Source organism: Anaerorhabdus sp., assembly GCF_036637135.1.
In the GTDB taxonomy this organism is placed as follows: domain Bacteria; phylum Bacillota_I; class Bacilli_A; order Erysipelotrichales; family Erysipelotrichaceae; genus Anaerorhabdus.
The window spans coordinates 1-23,124 of the sequence record NZ_JAVWNC010000022.1; the positions used below are offsets into that span (position 1 = coordinate 1).

The 23,124-nt window shown below is 33.5% G+C and carries 25 protein-coding genes; 20 read left to right on the top strand and 5 right to left on the bottom strand.

All coding sequences use genetic code 11. The annotated features are described in order from the left end of the window. Window positions 1-164: 164 nt before the first annotated feature. Window positions 165-1,079: an AraC family transcriptional regulator gene (locus RR643_RS05665; RefSeq protein WP_332482629.1), complete on the bottom strand. Its 915-nt coding sequence runs from the start codon at window positions 1,077-1,079 to the stop codon at window positions 165-167. 127 nt (window positions 1,080-1,206) lie between these two features. Between RR643_RS05665 and RR643_RS05670 the strand changes: the two genes are divergently transcribed. The 10 genes from RR643_RS05670 to RR643_RS05715 all read left to right on the top strand — a co-directional run bounded on the left by RR643_RS05670 (window position 1,207) and on the right by RR643_RS05715 (window position 7,941). After that, window positions 1,207-1,581 carry a MerR family transcriptional regulator gene (locus RR643_RS05670; protein ID WP_332469355.1) on the top strand — a complete coding sequence of 125 codons (375 nt, stop codon included), beginning with the start codon at window positions 1,207-1,209 and terminating at the stop codon, window positions 1,579-1,581. A 305-nt stretch (window positions 1,582-1,886) separates the two neighbouring features. Beyond that, a complete protein-coding gene (locus RR643_RS05675; RefSeq protein WP_332469356.1) occupies window positions 1,887-2,183 on the top strand; it encodes a PTS sugar transporter subunit IIB in 297 nt (98 codons plus the stop codon). A gap of 39 nt (window positions 2,184-2,222) precedes the next feature. After that, entirely contained in the window at window positions 2,223-3,512 is a 1,290-nt protein-coding gene (locus tag RR643_RS05680; RefSeq protein ID WP_332469357.1) for a PTS sugar transporter subunit IIC, read from the top strand. Between the two features lie 55 nt (window positions 3,513-3,567). Beyond that, entirely contained in the window at window positions 3,568-3,876 is a 309-nt protein-coding gene (locus tag RR643_RS05685) for a PTS lactose/cellobiose transporter subunit IIA (protein ID WP_332469358.1), read from the top strand. A gap of 8 nt (window positions 3,877-3,884) precedes the next feature. After that, on the top strand, window positions 3,885-4,094 hold the full coding sequence (locus tag RR643_RS05690) for a hypothetical protein (protein WP_332469359.1): 210 nt from the start codon (window positions 3,885-3,887) through the stop codon (window positions 4,092-4,094). An 11-nt stretch (window positions 4,095-4,105) separates the two neighbouring features. Further along, the gene (locus tag RR643_RS05695) at window positions 4,106-4,279 is read left to right on the top strand and encodes a hypothetical protein (RefSeq protein ID WP_332469360.1); all 174 of its coding nucleotides are present in this window, start codon (window positions 4,106-4,108) and stop codon (window positions 4,277-4,279) included. A 1-nt stretch (window position 4,280) separates the two neighbouring features. Further along, complete coding sequence (locus RR643_RS05700) at window positions 4,281-4,721, top strand: DUF3284 domain-containing protein (RefSeq protein WP_332469361.1); 441 nt, start codon at window positions 4,281-4,283, stop codon at window positions 4,719-4,721. Window positions 4,722-4,724: 3 nt separating this feature from the next. Beyond that, window positions 4,725-5,807 carry a DUF871 domain-containing protein gene (locus RR643_RS05705; RefSeq protein WP_332482630.1) on the top strand — a complete coding sequence of 361 codons (1,083 nt, stop codon included), beginning with the start codon at window positions 4,725-4,727 and terminating at the stop codon, window positions 5,805-5,807. Between the two features lie 71 nt (window positions 5,808-5,878). After that, window positions 5,879-6,547 (top strand): GntR family transcriptional regulator, encoded by a 669-nt coding sequence (locus RR643_RS05710; RefSeq protein ID WP_332469363.1) that lies wholly within the window; start codon window positions 5,879-5,881, stop codon window positions 6,545-6,547. Between the two features lie 68 nt (window positions 6,548-6,615). After that, window positions 6,616-7,941, top strand: coding sequence for an MATE family efflux transporter (locus tag RR643_RS05715; RefSeq protein WP_332469364.1), 1,326 nt, complete (start codon window positions 6,616-6,618; stop codon window positions 7,939-7,941). A 69-nt stretch (window positions 7,942-8,010) separates the two neighbouring features. On the opposite strand, the gene RR643_RS05720 is transcribed toward RR643_RS05715, so the two are convergent. Genes RR643_RS05720 through RR643_RS05735 form a run of 4 tightly spaced genes read right to left on the bottom strand, consistent with a single transcriptional unit; the run spans window position 8,011 to window position 12,247 of the window. Continuing rightward, on the bottom strand, window positions 8,011-8,403 hold the full coding sequence (locus RR643_RS05720; protein WP_332469365.1) for a hypothetical protein: 393 nt from the start codon (window positions 8,401-8,403) through the stop codon (window positions 8,011-8,013). A 53-nt stretch (window positions 8,404-8,456) separates the two neighbouring features. After that, window positions 8,457-9,188 (bottom strand): nitroreductase family protein, encoded by a 732-nt coding sequence (locus RR643_RS05725; protein WP_332482631.1) that lies wholly within the window; start codon window positions 9,186-9,188, stop codon window positions 8,457-8,459. Between the two features lie 39 nt (window positions 9,189-9,227). Then, window positions 9,228-11,744: a vitamin B12-dependent ribonucleotide reductase gene (locus RR643_RS05730; protein WP_332482632.1), complete on the bottom strand. Its 2,517-nt coding sequence runs from the start codon at window positions 11,742-11,744 to the stop codon at window positions 9,228-9,230. After that, window positions 11,741-12,247, bottom strand: coding sequence for an ATP:cob(I)alamin adenosyltransferase (locus RR643_RS05735; protein WP_332482633.1), 507 nt, complete (start codon window positions 12,245-12,247; stop codon window positions 11,741-11,743). Before RR643_RS05735 ends, RR643_RS05730 begins: the two co-directional genes overlap by 4 nt. Window positions 12,248-12,394: 147 nt before the next feature. Between RR643_RS05735 and ispD the strand changes: the two genes are divergently transcribed. The 10 genes from ispD to RR643_RS05785 all read left to right on the top strand — a co-directional run bounded on the left by ispD (window position 12,395) and on the right by RR643_RS05785 (window position 23,098). After that, window positions 12,395-13,030 carry a 2-C-methyl-D-erythritol 4-phosphate cytidylyltransferase gene (gene ispD / locus RR643_RS05740; protein WP_332469369.1) on the top strand — a complete coding sequence of 212 codons (636 nt, stop codon included), beginning with the start codon at window positions 12,395-12,397 and terminating at the stop codon, window positions 13,028-13,030. Window positions 13,031-13,075: 45 nt separating this feature from the next. Next, window positions 13,076-14,227 (top strand): helicase-related protein, encoded by a 1,152-nt coding sequence (locus RR643_RS05745; protein WP_332482634.1) that lies wholly within the window; start codon window positions 13,076-13,078, stop codon window positions 14,225-14,227. Further along, on the top strand, window positions 14,214-14,825 hold the full coding sequence (locus RR643_RS05750; protein ID WP_332469371.1) for a ComF family protein: 612 nt from the start codon (window positions 14,214-14,216) through the stop codon (window positions 14,823-14,825). The genes RR643_RS05745 and RR643_RS05750 overlap by 14 nt, the downstream gene beginning before the upstream one ends. Before the next feature lie 178 nt (window positions 14,826-15,003). Continuing rightward, the gene (locus tag RR643_RS05755; RefSeq protein WP_332469372.1) at window positions 15,004-15,474 is read left to right on the top strand and encodes a PTS sugar transporter subunit IIA; all 471 of its coding nucleotides are present in this window, start codon (window positions 15,004-15,006) and stop codon (window positions 15,472-15,474) included. 5 nt (window positions 15,475-15,479) lie between these two features. After that, window positions 15,480-16,322 (top strand): PRD domain-containing protein, encoded by an 843-nt coding sequence (locus tag RR643_RS05760; protein ID WP_332482635.1) that lies wholly within the window; start codon window positions 15,480-15,482, stop codon window positions 16,320-16,322. A 65-nt stretch (window positions 16,323-16,387) separates the two neighbouring features. After that, window positions 16,388-17,725, top strand: a complete 1,338-nt coding sequence (locus tag RR643_RS05765) for a PTS transporter subunit EIIC (RefSeq protein ID WP_332482636.1) — start codon at window positions 16,388-16,390, stop codon at window positions 17,723-17,725. Window positions 17,726-17,727: 2 nt separating this feature from the next. Beyond that, window positions 17,728-18,666, top strand: coding sequence for a GNAT family N-acetyltransferase (locus RR643_RS05770; RefSeq protein WP_332482637.1), 939 nt, complete (start codon window positions 17,728-17,730; stop codon window positions 18,664-18,666). A gap of 183 nt (window positions 18,667-18,849) precedes the next feature. Continuing rightward, a complete protein-coding gene (gene secA / locus RR643_RS05775; protein WP_332469376.1) occupies window positions 18,850-21,198 on the top strand; it encodes a preprotein translocase subunit SecA in 2,349 nt (782 codons plus the stop codon). Further along, window positions 21,198-22,296, top strand: a protein-coding gene (gene prfB / locus RR643_RS05780) for a peptide chain release factor 2 (protein WP_332469377.1) whose coding sequence is annotated in 2 segments (ribosomal slippage) — window positions 21,198-21,269 and window positions 21,271-22,296 — 1,098 coding nt in all. Because the reading frame shifts where the segments join, the coding sequence is not laid out codon by codon here. Before secA ends, prfB begins: the two co-directional genes overlap by 1 nt. Window positions 22,297-22,387: 91 nt before the next feature. Beyond that, the gene (locus RR643_RS05785; protein ID WP_332469378.1) at window positions 22,388-23,098 is read left to right on the top strand and encodes a GntR family transcriptional regulator; all 711 of its coding nucleotides are present in this window, start codon (window positions 22,388-22,390) and stop codon (window positions 23,096-23,098) included. Window positions 23,099-23,124: the final 26 nt, after the last annotated feature.

Sequence of the window (23,124 nt, forward strand, 5' to 3'; positions counted from 1 at the left end):
AACAAATGAAAAAACACAATGAACGAATTCATTGTGCCTTTCAAAGGAATAAAATCTATTAAAGGAAATTTAATAGAAATTAGCCAATAAATAAGAAGTTGTGCATTGGCTGAACACATTGTTATTATAAAATATATATTGCATATTAAATATTGAACTACTGACTAGTTACTATCATTATCCTGCCAAAGAGAACGATAAGCTTGAGGGCTGTATTTGGTGTATTCTTTGAAGACTTTACCAAAATAACTTGATGATGAGAAACCACATGAAAAGCCAATGTCCGTAAGTGATTCTTGCGTATTTTGAATCTTGTGACATGCTCGTTGGATACGGTAATTGAGTAAGTATTCAAGAGGGGTTAAGTTGAGTGAATTTTTGAATGTACGATAACATTCTCTTTCGCTAATATAAGCAGCGTTCGCAATATCAGATATGGATATTTTGACACAATAATTTTCGTGGATAAAAACCATCATTGATTTCAATTTATCATCGGGATAATGCTTTGATGGAGAATTGAGTAACAGTTCTTTTGTTTCACTTAGTTCAAGTATTTGAATCCAAATATCAGAAAGTACAGAACGTAATTGAATTGGATAAGAAAAATCATCTTCATGAAGATCAAAGGAATTTTTGATAGTAGTAATGAGTTTTGAATGTTTTTTACTAGTGAATTGGAGTAACTCAATTTCAATTGTATGTACAAAAGGATAGACATATTTCTTGTCGATGATGTTTCCATTTTTGCCACCTATAAATTCAGGGCGAAACATATGTAAAAGTAAAACAGTGTTTCTATTCTCATCAAGGGATAGAGTTTTGTGTAATACATTGGAATTAACAATGCCAGCCTGACCTTTTGTAAAGATTGTTTTTCCCTTAGGTGTATTGTATTCGATACAACCACTTTTTACATAGAAAATCTCCAATGAATCATGCCAGTGCCAAGGTGCTGTACGGCCAGGATATTTATCTATTTCTGAATAGGAAGAAATGTATGGGAAATCATGCGGCATTGAGGTAATGATTTCTTGTTTGTCTTGTTCACTAATGTTTATATCATGTACTTTTTTCAATGTTGATCACCTCGATATTAATTAGTATACATAAATTAGTTAGATTTAAGCAAATAGATTTAAATGTTATTGACTTGGAGTGCACTCCAAGTGGTAGGATATAGAAGGAAATAAGAAGGAGGTTACCATGTATATAGCAGAAGTAAGTAAGAAATATGATATTTCACCGGATACGTTACGATATTATGAAAGAGTAGGGTTAATACCTCCTGTAACAAGAAATGAAAGTGGTGTAAGAGATTACTCGGAAGCGGATTGTGGATGGGTGGAATTTATAAAATGTATGCGTAGTTCAGGATTATCAATAGAGTCCTTGGTTGAATATGTTAGACTATATCAAGAAGGTGACTCAACCATAGAGGCAAGAAAAGAATTATTGATTGAGCAAAGAAATCAGTTGAAAAAGAGAATTGAAGAATTGGATAGTGTATTTGATAAATTAACTAAAAAGATTGAAAATTACCAAATTATCAAGCCAAATATGAAGTGTAAAAAGAAATAAAACAGAGGAACTTGGATTACCAAACAAGTTCTTTTCTTTTGAATAAAATAGTAAAAAGTACCACTTTTCTTGGTAGATGGTTATACAAAAATGAAATATAACCAGATAATCGGGTATAATTATTTTGGCTATTAAGGATAATAGTATATTTTTACCTTCTTAAAAAAATTTAGTAAAAAAGATAAAGAAAACGCTTGCATTTTGTTCTTTCATAGATTATATTGAGAGTGTAAGTGGTATATACCGGCATAAATAAAGGGTATTTTTGGTATATACCAAGCAAAATGAGCTAGAAAGGGGAAATCATGAAAATTTGTTTAATTTGTTGTGCAGGGATGAGTACAAGTGCAATTGTTAAGAAAATGCAAGAGGCTGCCACAGAGCAAAACATTGAAGCAGAGATTTGGGCTGTCGGAGAAGCTCAAGCAAAAGAAAACGTAGCAATTGCGGATGTCATTCTAATCGGACCACAAATCAGATTCGCATTATCACGTATTCAATCATTTGATCCAAGTAAACCAGTAGCGGCAATCGATATGATGAGCTATGGAAGAATGGATGGTAAAAAAATATTGGCTGATGCAATAGCACTTATAAAATAAGCTATTGTTCAACATACACTAAATTTCAAGGAGGATAAAATGAACGGTTTAGTAAATTGGATGGAACGAAACTTTGTTCCAATAGCAGCAAAAATTGGTTCACAACGCCACTTAGTAGCAGTAAGAGATGCATTCATTTCTATTATGCCTATTACAATGGCAGGGGCAATTGCTTCATTAATTAACGTATTTGTTCGTGATTTACCAACAATGTGGCATATGGATAGCTTCGTAGCTTCTATGGCACCAGTTATTGGTATAAATGGTAACGTGTGGTGGGGAACTACAGTTATCTTAGCGGTAGCATTTGTAATTTCACTAGGATACAACTTATCAAAGAGCTATGATGTTAACCCATTAGGTGGTGGACTTGTTGCTTTATCGGCTTTCTTAGTTACAACTAGACAAGCACAACCTGATGCTGGTTGGGGATTCTTCCACTGGGGAGAATTTGGTGCAAGTGCATTATTCTCAGCATTATTCGTTGGTTTAGTTGCAACAATGATTTATGTATTCTTAACTAAAAAGAATGTCATTATCAAAATGCCAGATGTTGTTCCACCAGCTGTATCAAAAGCATTCGCAGCTATTATTCCAGGAACAATCGCAATTTATGTATTTGCAATCGTTGCATACCTATTCTCAACATTTGTTGGAATGGCATTCAATGACTGGGTATTTAAAGTAATTCAAGGACCATTCATTAATTTAGTTCAAGGATTACCAGCAGTATTAATCCTTACATTCGTTGTACAATTATTCTGGTTCTTTGGATTACATGGTACAAACGTATTAGCTCCAGTATTAGATGGTGCTTGGTTAACAGCATTGCTAGAAAATAACACTGCTTACATGGCAGGTGCTAAATTATCAGAACTTCCATACATTTGGACTCGTGGATCATTCGATGCATTCGCTTGGATGGGTGGAGCAGGATGTACAATCGCATTAGTTATTGCGTTATTAATTTTCTCTAAACGTGAAGATGAAAAAGCAGTTGCGAAAGTATCTGCACCAATGGGTGTCTTCAACATCAATGAACCAGTAGCATTTGGTCTACCAATTGTATTAAATGCAGTATATTTAATACCATGGTTAATCATTACTCCAATTTTAGTAACAATCGCTTATGGATTCACAGTGGCAGGCGTAATCCCTCCAGTATTTATTCAAGTACCTTGGATTGTACCTCCAGTATTCTATGCATTCTTAGCAACAGGTGGTAACTTAGTGGCAGCAGGAGTAGCATTATTAAACTTAATCATCGCTATCTTCTTATGGTCTATCTTCGTTAAAGTTGCGAATACAATTAAACCATCTCAAGATTAATACATTATGAGGGGTGAAAACCCCTCTCTCATTTTATTTTAAATTAGGAGGACTTATGGAAGGATTAGAACTACTAGCTTTTCAAATCATCTCAACTGTAGGTACAGCTAGATCTTTATACATCGAAGCTATACAAGATGCTAAAAAAGGAGAATTTGAAGAAGCATACAAGAAAATAGAAGAAGGAAATCAACTTTTCCTTGAAGGGCATCATGCTCATGCAGAATTAATCCAAAAAGAAGCAAATGGTGAAATAACTCAAATTAATCTCTTACTTGTCCATGCGGAGGACCAATTGATGAGTGCAGAAGGTTTTAAAATAATTGCACAAGAATTAATTGATGTTTATCAAAGTAGAAAGTAGGGATTATAATGATATATGTAAACTGTGCTCAACATGAGCAAGTCATTCAATTATTGGAAAAATATGATGGTGATGTTCAATTCACATTTAAAGGTAAAACAGGATTAAAACTATCATTTGAAACAACAACTGATGATGATACTGCAGTTAATCTTGCAAAACAAATTATTAAGGATAGTGAGTTAGGAAAATCATTGTATTTCCAAGTATTAAAGTAGAGGTAAAGAAAATGGAAAAATGGGGTTTAGCAGTTTGTACGTTAGGTTTATTATTAATTACTCTTTCAGCAACATCAACACCCGCAAATTTGATGATGGTTTTTAGTGGACTATTTTATGTTGTGGTGGGTGTAGGTATGATTATCTACAAAAACAAGAAAATGAAGAAAGAAAGAGGAATGTAGGATGCAACTTCAACAACAATTAAAAATTAATGCTGACCAATTTTCCAAACACATTTTAGATTCAATACAATATGAATTAAAAGAATATGGACAAGTTAATGTAGATCATGATCATATTCGTGCTGGATTAACTTATAAGAAACCATTAACAACACAAATGAAACAAACAGATCATGTTACTGTTGAGATTACAAAATTCAACAAGGATCCTTTTGAATATGAAGCTACATTCGATTCTACACAAGGGAAGACAACAATTAGTTATAAAGCTAATAATTGTGATGGTGGATGTATTGTAACCTATGAAGAAGGATTTGTAGGTAAGGATACGGCAAAGAAACTCAATCATAAATTGATGAGCACATTTTATAAAAGACGTAGTAAAAGAAAAATACATTATTTACTCAATGCCATTGAGGAACATGTATTAAAAGGAGAATAACATATGCCTAGACTTGGTATTTCATTATATCCAGATGTATCAAATGATATGGAAAAAGATAAAGCTTATCTTGATGTTGCTGCAAAATATGGATATACACGCTTATTCACAAATTTATTAAGCGTGAATGAAGAAGACTTAAAAAAGTTCAGAGAATTAAATCAATATGCCCATGAAAAAGAATTCGAAGTAATCTTAGATGTTGCTCCAAGTGTATTTGAAGCAAATGGATGTAGTTATGATGATTTATCATTTTTTAAAGATTTATATGCAGATGGAATACGTCTCGATGAAGGGTTTAATGGTCAAAAGGAAGCGTTAATGACAGTGAATCCTCAACGATTAAAAATAGAAGTAAATGCATCACAAGATACAAAGTACATTGATAACATATTAAGTTATAAGCCATACAGAGATCATTTAATAACTTGCCACAATTTTTATCCCCAACGATATTCAGGTTTAAGTTATGAATTATTTCAAAAAACCTCTCAAGATATAAAGAAGAATAATTTAAAGGTAGCAGCATTTGTTACAAGCCAAGTGCAAGGAGCATTTGGTCCTTGGCCTGTAAATGATGGATTGTGTACATTAGAAATGCATAGAGACTTACCCATTGACTTACAAGTTCGTCATTATTATGCAACTGGATTAGTAGATGACATTTTGATTGCGAATTGCTATGCGAGTGAAGAAGAAATAAAACAAGTAAGTGAAATTCATCCTGGCAAACTAACAATCAAGATTGAATTAGATGAACATGTAACGGATGTAGAGAAAGAAATTATATTTAATTATCCACACTTTGTACGTGGTGATATGAGTGAGTATATGGCGAGAAGCACAATGTCTAGAATTGATTACAAGGATGCAATAATACCTGCAGGTAATACGCCACAACAATTACACCGTGGAGACGTTTGCGTACTTAATGAGAAATATGGACGATACAAAGGTGAATTACATCTCATTTTAAAGGATATGCCAAATACAGGAAATATCAATTTAGTGGGTAAAGTATTAGAACAAGAAAAAATCTTATTAGAATTCATTGAACCATGGAAGCCTTTTGCTCTAATAAAATAGCACTAAAAGGCTTTTTCTATTGAAAAGTTTGAAAAATCAGTTATTATTTTAAAGGTAGAAGGAGGATGATTATGACAGTTCCAATATATCAAAAGATTATGGACTTAATACGCGAAGAAATACGTAATCAAGCTCCGAATACACCGATTCTTTCAGAACGTGAATTAGAAAAGAAATACAATGCAAGTAGAATGACAGTTCGTAAAGCAATCGACTTATTGGTTGAAGAGGGTGTACTGTATCGTATACAAAACGTAGGTACATTTGTTGCGGATGTTAAATTACATAAGAAAACAGATAATCATGCTTTAAATTCTTTCGATGTGGAATGTGATTACAAGATTATTTATTTCGATGTAAAAGATGAAAATAAAGAAGTAGCACAAAAATTAGAAATCTCGACACATGATCAATATGTTCGTATTGTACGATTGAATCTTCAAAATGGTGAACCAGAAAGTTTAGATCAAATCTACATTGTACGGTTAATGATTGATGATGCAGTTATGAATAATATTTTGAATATATTAGAGTTTAGTGCAAAGATTGAAATGGGATCAGTTAATCAAGTCTTTGTACCGATGATTGTACCTGTTAAGTTTGCGAACTTATTGAATGTCAAAATCAATACGCCAATCATTTGTGTTCAAAGTAAAATTAATACAAAAAATGGTAGAATCTATGCATATATTGAATCTTATTTGAATCCAGATACAAAAAGCATTGAATTCACAATATAAAAGAAGAATTCGTTCTTCTTTTTTCTTTGTTTAAGGGGTATAATAACAAGCATGAATGTGGGGAAAATATGTTTAGTAGAAGAGACTTAACGAAATTAATAATTCCATTGATATTTGAACAAATCCTTGCGGTATTAATGGGGATGGCAGATACTGTCATGGTTGCGTCTTGTTCAGAGGCAGCTGTATCTGGTGTATCATTGATTGATGGAATTAATGTATTGTTACTACAACTGTTCGCAGCACTTGCGGTAGGTGGATCAGTTGTGGTAAGTCAATATTTGGGGAAAAAGGATTTTGAGAGTGCAAAGAAGAGTGCGAAACAACTTGTTTTCGCAACGGTATTTATCGCGGTTATCATTTCAGTACTGTGCATAACATTTAGAATTAATTTAATTCATTTGATTTTTGGTAATCTAGATCCAGAAGTATTTGAAAGTGCGAAGACGTATTTCTTAATTACTGCAATTGGCTATCCATTTATTTCTTTATTCAATGCAGGAGCAGCGTTATTTAGAGCGATAGGCAATGCAAAGTTATCATTAAAGTGTTCCTTATTGATGAATATAATTAACGTTGTTGGTAATGCAATTTTGATTTATGGATTCAATATGGGAGTTGCAGGTGCGGCTATCGCGACAACGGGTTCTATGATTATTGGAGCGTTTATCATGGTGTATAATATTACGCATCAAGAAACTGAAGTGAAAATTGATACGTTTAAACATTATCGTCCAAATCTACAAATTATCGAAAAGATTTTCTTAGTAGGGATTCCATCAGGATTAGAAAATGGTATGTTCCATGTTGGTAAATTGTTAACTGCGGGATTAATTGCATCCTTTGGTACAGTTTCAATTACCGCAAATGCAATAGGTAATAATTTATCTAATCTTGCGACAATACCTGAAATGGCAATTGGGTTAGCTATGATTACGGTAGTAGGGAGATGTGTTGGTGCAAAAGAATTTGATCAAGCACGACATTATACAAAGTTATTAATGAAGGTGAGTTACATTGGAATTATCGCATTAAATGTAGTAATGATTTTCTTATTGAAACCGATCTTAGGTATTTATAATTTATCGGTACCAACATTTGAACTGACATTAGAGATTATGACAATGTATTGTATTGGCGCTATGATCTTTGCAGTACCAGCCTTTGGGTTACCTAATGCATTACGTGCTGCAGGTGATGTAAAGTTTACAATGGTTACATCAATCATTACTATGTGGGCATGTCGTATTGGATTAAGTTATTTATTCGGATTAACATTTGAATTAGGTTTAGTAGGGGTATGGTTAGCAATGATGTGTGACTGGGTGATACGTTCTGCCTTTTTCTACTTCCGATATAAAGGAAAAGTTTGGCTTACAAAAGGAGTTGTATAAAAAAAGACTGAATCAGTCTTTTTTTATGTAAATTTAAATAAATGCTCTATGAATAATTTGTGGAATTACTTAATTCTTTTGTTTATTAAATAACCAGTCTTCACTTTGAACTACGGTAGTATTGATTTTAGTATAGCCATTCATTTGATAGACTATGTCATAACCTAATAGTGATTTGAATGCCTCGAAATGATCGATGATGTTAAAGTTTTGTCTGAGTTCAATATATTTTTGTAGACTTTCATTATACTTATAGATAACACCAATGTGATGTTCATATGTTGTATCCCAATAAACATGTAGTTGATTTTCGTGTATTATTTTTTCGTTAAGTTCTTTTAGTTCACTAAATTCATTTTCAGATAGAGGGTGGGTTAATGCAATTTCTTTGGCATCATTGCATACACATTCAACAAATGCAAAAGTCATACCTAAGTAATAAGAAGCTTTATTCATGTTCATAATTTCACCTCATCTTTATTATATATAGAAAAGAAGTAGCTGTCGATTGACAACTACTTCTTCCAGTCATTCATTGCGGCATGAAGTGAACGTCCCATTTCTTTGAAGAAATCAGAATTGATCTTACGATCATAGAAACGTTTCATCCAAGCTTTTGTTTCATCTTGGCTACCAATACTAAACATCGCTTCTATTTGTTCATCACTTAATTCTTTGTATGTGTTATCACATACAATATATTGATTATCATAGCGTTTGTGAGGTGCAATAATTGGTGCGTCAGGGAAGTAACCTAAGACCAACATACAACATGGAAAAACATATTTTGGTAAGTGCAATAGTTCTTGGTGAATTTCATAGTTCTCCATGATGTCACCGATATAACAAGAACCAATGCCCATACTCTCTGCAGCCACAACAGCATTTTGTGCAGCGATAACAGCATCTTGCATGCTAAGAATGAAGTCTGCTTCATCAATTGATTTATCACCTGGTTGCTTTGCACCGTAGAGGTTGAAAGCACGTTCCCATTTACTCATGTCATTACAGAATACCAAGATATGACTTGCGTCCTTAATGAACGGTTGATTGTCACAAGTCACACTGAGTTTTTCTTTGAGTTGTGGATCAGTGATATTGATGATGGTATACATTTGCATGTTTCCAGCACTTGGAGCTTGTTTAGCACATTTGATAATTTCGTCCATATCTTCACTGGTAATAGGAGTGCTACTGAATTTCCTTAGTGATGAACGACTTAGTAATACATCTGTAATATTATTCATTTTTATTTTCCTTTCAAAAAAAGAGACACAGTCTCTTTTTTATAGTCCACATTTAAGTTGGGCATTACAGTTGGTACAAGTATTACATCCACCGATTTCTTCTACAACACCTTCTAGACAAATTGGACAAATATCTCCAACTTCTACTCCGATGTTACGATCTTGACGATCCGCTCTTAAATCAGTTTTCTTTTCTTCTTCTTGTGTCTTCTTTACATCAACTCCGAAGTCTTTTGTAATACTCATTTGATCCCATGCTGTATCTTCATCATTTGTTAGACTTAATACTTGAGAGTCACGAGAACCATCTACATAAACAGTTCCACCTTTTGCACCACCGTTGAATAAACGTTCGTAGATTTTTTGTACTTGGCGTACAGAGAAACCACGAGGAGCATTCACAGTTTTAGATATAGATGAATCAATCCAATGTTGAATAGCGCATTGTGTATCTGCGTGTTCTTCTGGTGATAATTGCATTGCGCTAACAAAGAAGTCAGGTAATGAATCACGAGTATATCCTGGATTTAATGCTAACCATTGATCAACGATAGCGGCATTCACCTCGATGAATTTTCCTAAACGTCCAGAACGGAAGTAACTGAAACTGAAGTAAGGTTCTAACCCTGTCGAAACCCCAACCATTGTTCCAGTAGAACCTGTAGGAGCGATTGTTAGTAAGTGTGAGTTACGAATACCGTATTTAACGATATCTTGGCGAATACTTTCATCCATGAGTTTCATATAACCAGATTGAATGAAATCTTCTCCTTTAGTAAAGAATGGGAATGATCCTTTTTCTTTAGCTAATTCAACAGATGTTCTATATGCACTTTCTGAAATGCATTTAAATACTGAATTAATAGTGTCAATTGATTCAGGAGAACCATAACGTTTCTTAGCCCAAATCAATAAGTCATGCAATCCCATGATACCTAAACCAACACGACGTTCACCAAGTGCTTGTTCCTTATTTGCTTCTAAGAAGTAAGGTGTATCGTCGATTACGTTATCTTGCATACGTACTGTAAGAGCTACGGTATTCGCAAGTTTATCATATAAGATGTCACCTGTATTTTTATCAACGAAGTTAGCTAGGTTTACGGCAGCTAAGTTACATACTGAATATGGTGCAAGTGGTTGTTCACCACAAGGATTTGTCGCCACAACTTTTTGACCATATGTTTTCGCATTCGTCATATCATTTGCATTATCAATGAAGAAGATTCCAGGTTCTGCAGAATAAGTAGCACAGAAACAAATTAAATCCCATAAATCACGAGCTTTGATTGTACGATATGTCTTTACTGGATAACCCATTTCAGCCCATTCACGTACATCACCAACATCATGCCATTTTTCATCATATGCAGTTTTTTGTTCATCGTTATATATTTGAAGATCTGGGAAACGTAAATCAAATGTAGAATCAGTTTCAACAGCCTTCATAAATTCTTTAGTAAGTGTTACAGAAATATTTGCACCAGTTAAGAAATCAGGATTTTGTACACCTAAGCTACCACCATCAAGTAATACCTCACGCGCATGATCCTTGATGTGTTCAGGTGTAGTTTTTGACTCAACTAAACTTTCGTACATTTCTTTTTCTAAACGAGTAAGTGGAGTGAATTTAAGTTTACGATGTGCTAATTCACGAATGAGTTCATCGTTTGAATTTTCACTTAACCATTTTAAAACTTTAGGATTTTGCATTTTAGAAATAATGAATTCATAAATATCTGGATGCCAGTCCGCAAGCATAATCATTTGAGCTCCACGGCGACTTCCACCTTGTTCAACCAAGTTAGTTAAATTCGCAATATCATTTAGCCATGAAACAGCACCACTTGATTTACCACCAACTCCTTTAGCAGGAGCTGATTTAGGACGAAGTGTAGAACCATTTGTTCCAACTCCTCCACCTCTACTCATGATTTCCATAACTTCTTTTCTATGATCTGCAATACCACCACGACTATCTTTTACAAATGGCATAACGAAGCAGTTAAAGTAAGTTACTTGAGTACCACTACCAGCACCATATAAAACACGTCCAGCAGGAATTGTGTTTAAATCTTTTAGTTGTTCATAGAATAATTGCCCGTATTTTTCTCTTGTAGCTTCATCTTTTTCAGGATTAGCTAATGCGAAACCAACACGTTTTGCAATTTGTTCATAATAAATTTCTAGTGGTTTATCAATTTGAAAGAATGTGCGTTTTACAAGACCAGTTTGAGATTCTTTATCATCTTCAAGTGTTCCTCTAAATTCATCTTCAATTTCAATCGCAACAGTTTCATTTTCTGTATCAATTGACTTAATAACCCCAACTCCTCGTGCGGGATATTTAGGATCTTCTTTAATTACTGTTAAAACAATATCACCAACACCTAGGGAGATTAATTCTCTATCTTTTTGTGAGTAACGATCTAACATAACAAGACGTGATACTCCACTATGTATTGTATGGAAATCTGCCTCAATCTTAGTTAGATGAGGGAAGTAAGTCTCAATGTCTTGGTTAAGTTTTTGTACTGTTTCTTTAGTGTAAGTCATATTGCGTTCTCCTTTGTTGTTGAATTAAGATATTCTCTACAACCAATCACAAACCAAAAGTCACTGAGTCGGTTGATATATCTCAAAATCGATGATGGTACTTCTTGTTCTTTGTTTAGGTGGTACAATACTCGCTCAACCTTACGTACAGTTGTACGTAGATGATTGATAGTCGCTACCTTTTCGTTACCGAAAGGATAGACAAATTGAAATGAGTCACTGATTGAATCTTGATCCATTGTTTGTTCGAGCCATTCTGTTTTATCATCAGTGAACTCTGATGCTGGTGAATAACCGGCAAGTATTGCACATATACAATTTAAATCCTCTACAATTTTTTTTGCTGTAGAGGACTCGGAATCCCATTTCGTGCTGAGTAGGATGCATTCCGCAATGCACGTATCTATTTCTCCTAGTACCTCGATAATTAGACTTGTCTTTTCAATGCGGTTACCAAAGATACTCGTTGTACCGGTATCGCCTCTCTTGGTTGATACCTTCATAAAAATCCTCCTCGGAAATATAAAACAATTATACGATAAAAGTAGAGTATTTTGAAGTATTAAACTCAACTTTCTGAATAGATTTCTAAAATGTTGAGTATGTGCTACTTTTAGTGTATGATGTTAAAAAAGTTAGAGGTATTTTAAATGAAATATTCGGTAATCATTGTGGCTGCGGGAAGAGGCTCACGCATGAAATTAGGCTATAATAAGGTCTATTATCCGCTAAATGGCATCACAATCCTTGAACAAACCATGAAAAAGTTTGAAAGTGACCCTGAATGCAATCAAATTATAGTTGTTACTGAAGGTGATGATTATAAACAACATACAAATCGATATACTGGTAAAATTGTAATTGTTAAGGGTGGAAACACAAGACAAGAAAGTGTGTTTAATGGCTTATGTGCGGTAAAAGAAGATGTTGTTTTTGTACATGATGGAGCACGCCCATTTGTAAAGGAAGAATCGCTTAGAAGACTTAGTCAAGCTATGGAAATCAATGAAGCAGCACTATTAATGGTTCCATGTAAGGATACAATCAAAGTAGTAGTAGATGGAGTAATTTCAAAGACGTTGGATCGTTCGAAGTTAATGCATGCCCAAACTCCTCAAGCATTTAAAACAAAATTACTCATCGAATGTTACCAAAAAGCCTTTCATGATGGGTATCTAGGTACTGATGATGCATCCTTAGTTGAAAAGTATAGTGATGCTAAAATTGCAGTTGTTGAGGGAGATTATAAAAACATCAAAATCACAACCCCAGATGATATTGAATAGGATATTCACAAACTCTTTCATATGAATAAATGAAGGAGTTTTTTTATGCGTTGTCCACGATGTCAAAATGAAGAGAAGAAATATTTCTATAAATCAAGTAAAGGTTGGATTTGTAGAAGATGGATTCAGTTTAGAAGACAATTAGTAGAAGAGAAGATCACAAGTCATGAAATTGAAGAGGTAAAAGCGGATGCACAAGAATACATATTAAAATATCCATTAACCCCTAAGCAAAAGGAAATTTCGTACCAATGTTTACAAAGCTTATTAGTTGGAAAGGATGTTTTTATCGATGCTTTGTGTGGCGGTGGAAAAACGGAATTGGTTTTGCAAAGTATAAGTGCTTATTTAAAACGAAGAAAAAGAGTTGTTTTTGCAGTAGCTAGAAGGCAAGTTGTGTTGGATTTATACTCGCGTTTAAAACCAATTTTTAAAGATGCAAAAGTAATTGCGGTATGTCAGGGATATACAGATGATTTAGTGGGTGATTTAATACTCTGTACAACACACCAATTGTATCGTTATCCTAAGACATTTGATTTGGTTGTTTTAGATGAACCAGATGCCTTTCCATACAAGGGAAATATCGTGTTAGAAGGTATTGTTAAAACAAGTTGTATTGGACAAATGATATATCTAACGGCAACTCCAGATAAGACCATAAAACGAAGGATTCAACAAGGAGAATTAACCCATTTAAAATTGTATCGTAGACCTCACAATTATGATTTACCTGTACCTCAATTAATCATTGCACCGATCATGTTTTTATTTGTCATATTGGTACAATGGATATATGAGCATAATGGAAAATCAGTCTTAATATTTGTACCTACAATTAAAATGGAGAAAGTAATGCATCGTCTTTTGTCATGCCTATTTCAAGTAGATTCATGCACAAGTAAAACAAGTGATAAAGATCGAATTATTCAACAGTTTAGAGAAAAGAAAATACAATGTTTAATTGCGACTACAATATTAGAAAGAGGTGTAACTATCGAAGGGATTGATGTCTGTGTTTTTTGTGCTGATCACCGTGTGTTTGATGAAGCAAGTTTAGTTCAAATGAGTGGGAGAGTTGGAAGAAGTTTTAAGTATCCGACAGGTGATTGTCTATTCTTATCAGTAAGTAAATCAAAGCTTGTAGATGATTGTATCAAAACATGTATCAAGGTGAATGAACTTGGAAGAATGTAAGTATTGTTTTAAGTCGATAGAAAATGGTTCAACTTTATTGGATTTAATGGTGAATCATGATGTATTGTGCCCGCATTGTAGAAGACAATTTTTGCATAGTAAAAAGAAATTTTATTTGGATAAAGTTCGAGTTAATTATTTCTATGTTTATAATGATTTTTTTAGTTCACTGCTTGTCCAATATAAAGAATGCATGGATGAAGCATTACATGATGTATTTATATATCCCAAACGACTTTGGATTTGGATTCGTTTTCATCATTACACAATTGTGCCATTACCAAGTAGTGAAGAGAAGTTAAAAGAAAGAGGATTTCACCATGTTGAAAAGATGTTTGAAGGAGTACGAATCCCACAATGTGATTGTTTGGAAAAGATAGGAAATCAAAAACAAGCTTTCTTGTCCAAAATGGAACGTCAGAAGATGAGTTTTCAAATTGGTTGTAAAGAAGATATCGTAATTCCTAAGCGCATTTTGTTAGTAGATGATGTACTTACAACAGGAAATACGATGAAGGGTGCAATTCATGCGTTATCACATAAGAAATGCAAAATAAAGATTCTTGTTGTAGCGATTCATCCATTGAATTTAAAGTGAATCGTATTGAAATGCTAGACATAGTGAGGTAATTTTTTGTATCTATAAATATACTTTTTTGAAAGCGCTTGACAATAAAGTAAGATTGATTATAATGAAATTACATAACGTGTTACTGCTTAAGACAGGCATGAGGGATTTATTTACTCATGCCTGTTTTTGTCATTTAGGAGGTCAAATGTTTAATATAAAAAGCAAGAAGAATCAATTTATTTACGCACCTGTGAGTGGTGTTAGCTATCCCATACAAAAGGTTCCAGATGAGACTTTTAATCAAAAATTAATGGGAGAAGGAATGGCAATCTGCACTTATGATTCGCTCGTTGTATCGCCAATAAAAGGGGAAGTGAAAGTAATTGCTTCTACTAAACATGCACTAATGATTGAGGGACAAGGAGTCGAACTATTACTTCATATTGGTGTAAATACATGTAACTTTGGTGGTGAAGGATTTGATGTACTAGTAAAGCTAAATGAAAAAGTTAATATTGGGACTCCGTTAGTAAGAGTAAATCATGAATTCTTCCAATCAAATGAAATCAATAGTGATGTTATTCTTGTGTATACAAATAAAAAAGGAGATGAGTTGTTGATGGAAACAGAAAAAGAAGTAATCAAAGGGAAATCTGTAATTACAACAATTCTTTAGAGTATATGGAACAATACAAAGTAATCAAAATATTAAGCAATAATGCAATTATTGCTTTAGACAAGAATAAACAAGAAATTATAGCTTTAGGTAGTGGAATTGGATTTGGGAAAAAGCCAGGAAGTTTAGTAACGGACAATCAAATTGAAAAAATATTTGAGAATACACAAGAAGATTTTTATAGGAAACTGTTCACAACTTTAAATAAAGACTCAAGCAACTATGTTTCGATTGTAGATAGAGCAGTTCGCTATGCAAAAGATGATTTAAATCAAGACTTAAATGAATATATTTATGTGATGCTCACAGATCACTTGCTGTTTGCAGTAGAGAGAATGAACCAAAATATTTTGTTGCCGTGTCCAATGTTATCTGAAATTAGATATCTATACAAAAAGGAATTTGCTGTGGCAAAAAAAGTTGTTGATGATATTAAACAAACAATGCAAATCGAATTACCTGAGAGTGAAGTAGGTTTTATAGCCTTACATATTATGAACGCGAGTACAAGTGGAAGTAATGTAAATGGATTACTTGATTCACTAGGAATTGTGAACGAAATCGTAGAAATTGTTGAAAAATTCTTTGATATAAAATTCGATTTAGATAGTATCCATTATTCACGACTCATTGTTCATTTAAATTTCTTTGCTAAAAGAGTTATCTTTAAAAATGAAAGTTTAGATGAAGAAGTAAGTGATTTGTTTGAAGGGAAATATCCAAAACAAAAAGCGTGTTTGGAAAAAATTAAAGAATATCTAAAAGAGGAATACAATTATGAAATTTCAAAAACAGAGATGATGTATTTACTAATTCATATTACACGTTGCACAAGTAGGACTTTATAGCGAAAAAGGAGTTAATGGCCAGACTCTAAAAATCGTTATGAAATAAAACTCAAGGAGGTTAGAGTATGTCAGAAGAAAATAAGTTATTAGCTAAATCTATTGTAGAAAATGTCGGTGGGAAAGAAAATATTGCTATTTTAGAGAATTGTATGACACGTGTGCGTTTGACAGTGAAGGATATGTCAAAAACAAAAGTTGAAGCAATTAAGGCTCTTGAAGGGGTATTTGGAGTTGTTGAAGTAAACAACAGTGTACAAGTTATTGTGGGTCCAGGAAAGAGCTCAAAAGTAGCACAGCAAATTACGGATCTTACAGGAATTAAAAGAGGAGTAGTTGAAGAAGCGATTTTGCTAAAAGAAGCAAATAAAGCAAAAAACAATACACCTGTTAAAAATGCGATGAAAAAAATCGCGAATATCTTTATACCTATATTACCGGCATTCATTGCGTGTGGATTAATGGTTGCGATTTTTGAATCAAGTTATGTTGCAATGCCAGGATTCCAAGACACAAGTATTGGAAAAATTATGGGTACATTTGCGTACTCAGTATTCACAATATTGCCAATTATTGTTGGATATAATACATGTAAAGAATATGGTGGATCGCCTATTATTGGTGCTGTATTAGCGGGTATATTAACAAGCGGTTCATTGGCTGGTGCAACTCTTTTTGGAATTAATATTGTTCCAGGTAGAGGAGGAGTTATTTCTGTTTTAATTGTAGCGGCATTAGCTGCAGTATTAGAGAAAAAAATTCGAAAATTTATGCCAGAATTCTTGGATATGTTTATGACACCATTATTAACGATATCAATTATGACATTAGTAGGATTGTTGATATTCCAACCATTAGGTGGTTTTATATCTGAATCTATTGGAGCATTTGTAAGTTATATTATTTATAAAGTACCTGCTTTAGCGGGGTTAGCAACTCTTGTTTACTTACCATTAGTTATGACAGGTATGCATCATGGATTAATTGCAGTTAACGCTCAATTAATTGCTGATTTTGGAGTTACTTATTTATTACCAGTTACTTGTATGGCGGGAGCAGGACAAGTAGGAGCCGCTTTCGCAGTTTATTTAAAAACAAAAAATATTAGATTAAAGAAAGTGATTAAAAATGCTTTGCCAGTAGGTATGCTAGGTATTGGTGAGCCATTGATGTGGGGATGTACTATTCCGTTAGGAAGACCATTTATAGCTTCTTGTATTGGAGGAGCAATTGGTGGTAGTGCTATGGCATTAATGAGAGTAGCAGCAAAAGTGCCAGAATTATCAGGGATACCATTAGCGTTTATTACAACAAATATTCCACTTTATTTTGTTGGATTAGGAATTTCATATTTGTGTGGATTTGTTATTTGTAATCTAATGGGTTTTGATGATCCACAAGAGTAACAATGATGATTATTAGAAACTTTAAAAATAAGGATATTGAATCGATTCATGCGATTTATCAAGAGCAATTTCATGACTTTCCGATATCAAAATCAAGCTTTATTCAGCAACATATAAATGATATTAATTTTGATGAAAATTTATTTTATATTGCTGAGGAAGAGGGAAGAATTATTGGGTTTTTATTTGGTATTATTCGCAAAATACCTTATCAAAATAGAGGTCTTGAAGAAGATAAAGCATGGATTAAATTGATGGCAGTAACTACTGAATTTCAGAATAAAGGCATTGGGAGTGAATTGTTAAGGGTTTTTGAAGAGAATGTTCAAGGAAGAAATATTATCCTTGCATTCTATTCACCAAATTATTTCTTTAGTGGTGTTCAGGAAAATCATAAAAACGCGATTGAATTTTTCAAACATCATGGCTATGAATGTGGTGAAGAATCCTATTGGATGGAAAGAGATTTAAGTAATTATGAATTTCCGGATGAAGTCAAAATCAAGAAAATTCAACTAGAGAAAGAAGGCTTTTCATTCATAGGATATAGTGAGAAATATTGTTACTTATTACTTAAAATGATTAAGGAAAATTTTTCATTAAGTTGGGCAAATTATGTGGTAGATGCAATTAAACAAAATCGCGCTGAAGAAAGTATCATTTTATGTCTCCATAAAAATGAAGTAGTAGGATATGTTTCGAGGGCTTCAATTGATTATGATGAAAGTAGATTTGGTCCTTTTGGGGTTGCAGAAACTTACCGAGATCATAAACTAGGAGAAGTCTTAATTCATTGTATGTTTGAATCGATGGTAAATAAAGAAATTTATCGTGTTTTCTTTAAATCTACAGAGGAAAATGGAAAGCGATTCTATCTAAGACAAAAGATGGAAGTGAAGATGATATTTTATCACATGGCAAAAGAAAATTTACTCGATTAAATGATGAGAATTAAGTAAAGTCTTGTTTCGTAAAGAAACAGGACTTTATTTCTTTAAAATGAAAAATCGCGAGAAAATTAAGAAAAAAAAGTGAAATAGTGTGAATTCGCAGGTATCAGTTTGTTTTAAGCCTATAAATAAGGTATAATATAGCATGCATAAAAATGTGAATTCGGAGGAATTATGGCAAATTTTATAGATAAGCTTTTCAACCTAGAAAAGAAGCGTGTTAAAGAAATAGAAGTTAAAGTTAGACCCGTTGAAGCACTTGCGGATAAATATACTGCAATGAGTGATGATGAACTAAAAAATCAAACAAATATACTAAAAGAAAGACTGGCTAAGGGTGAAACATTAGATGATATTTTACCTGAAGCTTTTGCGACAGTACGTGAAGCATCAAAACGTGTCATTGGTGAGTATCCATATTTTGTACAATTAATGGGTGCATCTGTTATGCAAGGCGGAGATATTGCAGAAATGAAGACAGGGGAAGGTAAAACTTTGACTTCTGTTATGGCTGCATATCTAAACGCACTTGAGGGTAAGGGTGTCCATGTAGTTACTGTCAACGAATACTTGGCTGAACGTGATGCGAAGTGGATGGGACAAATTCACCGTTTCTTAGGATTAACAGTAGGATTGAACTTACGTCAATTAACACCAGCACAAAAGCGTGATGCGTATTTATGCGATATTACTTATACAACAAATGCAGAAGTTGGATTTGATTACTTAAGAGACAACATGGTAACACGTGTTGAAGATCGTGTATTACGTCCGTTACACTATGCACTTATCGATGAAGTTGACTCAATCTTAATTGATGAATCTCGTACACCATTAATTATTTCTGGTGGACAAAAACAAACTGCAAATCTTTATATTCAAGCTGACCGTTTTGTTAAGGATCTAAAAGAAGGCGAAGATTATGAAATTGATGTAAAAGCTAAATCAATTATCTTAACGGATGAGGGTGTATCAAAAGCAGAAAAAGCATTTAAAGTTAAAAACTTATATGAACTAGAACATACGCAAACAGTACATCATATTTCTCAAGCACTACGTGCAAACTACATCATGCATAATGATGTTGAATATGTTGTTCAAGAAGATGAAATCGTTATTGTTGACCAAAATACAGGACGTCTTATGAAGGGACGCGCTTACTCAGATGGATTGCATCAAGCAATTGAAGCAAAAGAAGGTGTATCAATTAAGCAAGAAACATCAACACTTGCGACAATTACTTACCAAAACTTCTTCCGTCTATACAATAAATTATCAGGTATGACAGGTACTGCGAAAACTGAAGAAGAAGAATTCTTAAGTATTTACAACATGCGTGTTTATGAAATACCTACAAATAGAGATGTAGCACGTATCGATTATCCAGATGCAGTATTTGGTTCGCAAAAAGCGAAATTTGAAGCTTTGGTAGAAGAAGTTAAAGAATGTCATGAAAAAGGACAACCTGTATTAGTGGGAACTATTGCAGTAGAAACATCAGAATTTATTTCTAAAATGTTGAAATCACGTAAAATACCTCATGAAATCTTAAATGCAAAGAACCATGCTCGTGAAGCTGAAATTATTCAATTTGCTGGACGTAAAGGTGCAGTTACAATCGCTACTAACATGGCTGGACGTGGTACAGATATTAAGTTAGGTGAAGGTGTGCGTGAATTAGGTGGTCTTGCGGTTATTGGTTCTGAAAGACATGAATCACGTCGTATTGATAACCAATTACGTGGACGTTCAGGACGTCAAGGTGATCCAGGATACTCTCGTTTCTATGTATCGGTACAAGATGAATTGATGGTTCGTTTCGGAAGTGAGAGAATGGAAGGATTATTCGCTCAATTAGGAGATGTACCTATTGAATCAAAAGTAATTACAAAATCAATCGGAAATGCTCAAAAACGAGTAGAAGGTGTAAACTTTGACTCTCGTAAAGCATTACTTGAATATGATGATGTATTAAGACAACAACGTGAGATTATTTATGAACAAAGAAACTTCATTTTAGAAAATGAAGATGTACATACTATTGTTGAAGACATGTTCAAACGTGTTATCACAAATAACATCAGTTCGCATGTAGATCATACAGGCAAAGAAGATGTTATTCATGTTGAAGAAATATTAGAAAATCTTGAAAAGATGGGCTTTAAAGAAAAACTAAATCCAGGTGATTTAAGAGAAAAAACAGTTGAGGAATTAGTTGAAATTTGTAGCCAACAAGCTTGGAAGGAATATGAAGATAAGATTGCGCAAGTGAAGGAACAAATTTTACCTATTGAAAAGACAATGGTTTTAAAAGTTATTGACCGTGCATGGGTAAATCACATTGATATCATGTCAAAATTACGTGATGGTATTGGCTTACGTTCTTATGCACAAGCAAATCCACTTCAAGCTTATGTACAAGAAGGATATGAAATGTTTGAAGATATGATGGTTCGTATTTCCCAAGAAATAGTAGGATTCTGTCTAAATGTTCGTATCGTAATTGAGGAGAGAAAAAAATAATGGAACTATATGAAATAAAACAAAGCCTAGAAACTTCAACTTTGAAGTTAAAACAACTAGGCGAATCTCTTTGACTTAACAAGTAAACAAGAAACTGTTAAGCAAAATGAGGAGAAAATGGCTGATGAAGGATTTTGGAATGATCCAAAAGCTGCACAAGTAGTCATTCAGGAAACAAATGGATTAAAGGAATTGATATCACTTTATCAAAGTCTTACGAATCAGTTATTGAGTATTGATGAATCTGTTGAAGAGATGAAGAAGACATATGATGAAGAATTAATGATGGTGATTGAAGAAGAATATACAGACACCATGAAACAATTTGAAGACTTCGAGATTAAAGTATTACTTAGTCATCCCTATGATAAGAACAATGCGATTCTTGAATTACATCCAGGAGCAGGTGGTACCGAGTCTCAAGACTGGGCACAAATGTTATTCCGTATGTATTCAAGATGGGCAGAAGATAAAGGATATAAAGTAACAGTGCTTGATTATCAAGATGGTGATGAAGCAGGTATGAAATCATGTAGTATTCTAATTGAAGGATATATGGTTTATGGATACTTGAAAGCTGAAAAAGGTGTACATCGTTTAGTACGTATATCACCATTTGATTCTTCAGGTCGTCGTCATACATCATTTGCATCTGTGGATGTTATGCCACAATTCAATAATGAAATTGAAATCACAATTGATGATAAAGACTTAGATATAACAACAATGCGTGCAAGTGGAGCCGGTGGACAACATGTCAATAAGACTGATTCAGCTGTACGTATGGTGCATAAGCCAACGGGAATTACCGTAACTTGCCAAACTGAACGAAGTCAAATTCAAAATAGAGAACACTGTTTAAATATGTTGAAGTCAAAACTTTATCAACGCATGATTGAGGAACAAGAAGCTAAAGTCAATGCGATTAAGGGTGACATGAAGGCAATTGAATGGGGTTCACAAATTCGTTCTTATGTTTTCTGTCCGTATACATTAGTTAAAGACCACCGCACCAATGTTGAGGTAGGTAATGTAGCGAGTGTTATGGATGGCAATATCGATGAGTTCATCTTTGGATATTTAAAGAGTCAAATATAAGCGAACCGTAAGGTTCGTTTTTATGTGGATACCTTTATTTAAACAAAAATGGTATTATATAGATAAATATAAAATCAAAAGGAAAAATATCATGAAAAAGTATGAAGTAATTGAGAAATATATTATAGATGAAATTGAAAGTGGTCGATTAAAAATTGGAGATCAAATCATGACAGAAGTTCAATTAAGCAAAAAGTTTGATATTGGACGACTTACAATTAATAAGGCTCTTTCTACATTGAAACAAAAGGGATATATCGATCGTGTTGCAGGAAAAGGGTCATTTGTAACTCCTAGAACTGTTGTGCGATCAATTCGAACAAAACGTAGTTTTAGTGATGATATGAAAGAGATGGGTATGAAAGCAGGTTCAAAACTGATCGAATATCGAGCTCTAACAGGCAGAGATGTGCCAATAATAGCTGAGTATTTAAATTTAAAACCAGAAGATGAAATTTTTTACTTTACTCGCTTAAGAACAGGTGATGGTAAGCCAATTGCACTGGCTCATACCTATTTAGTTGCGAAGTTAGTAGGTGATTTTGAAGTATCTGGCTTAGATGGATCAATGGATGAGTATCTTGAAAAAAAGGGAACTTACTGCGCTAACTATGAAACAAAGATGTCCGCGGTGATGTCTAATGATTATCAACAAAAGTTACTACAAATTGGAAGAGATGCTTTATTAAAGAGTGTTTCAATTCGATATAATCAAAATCAAGAAATTTATGAATATACAGAGACGTATTATATTTCCAATCGCTTTGAATATTCATTCAGTAGTGAAGTAGTAGAAGAATAGATAAAACTTAAACCTCTTTAAATATA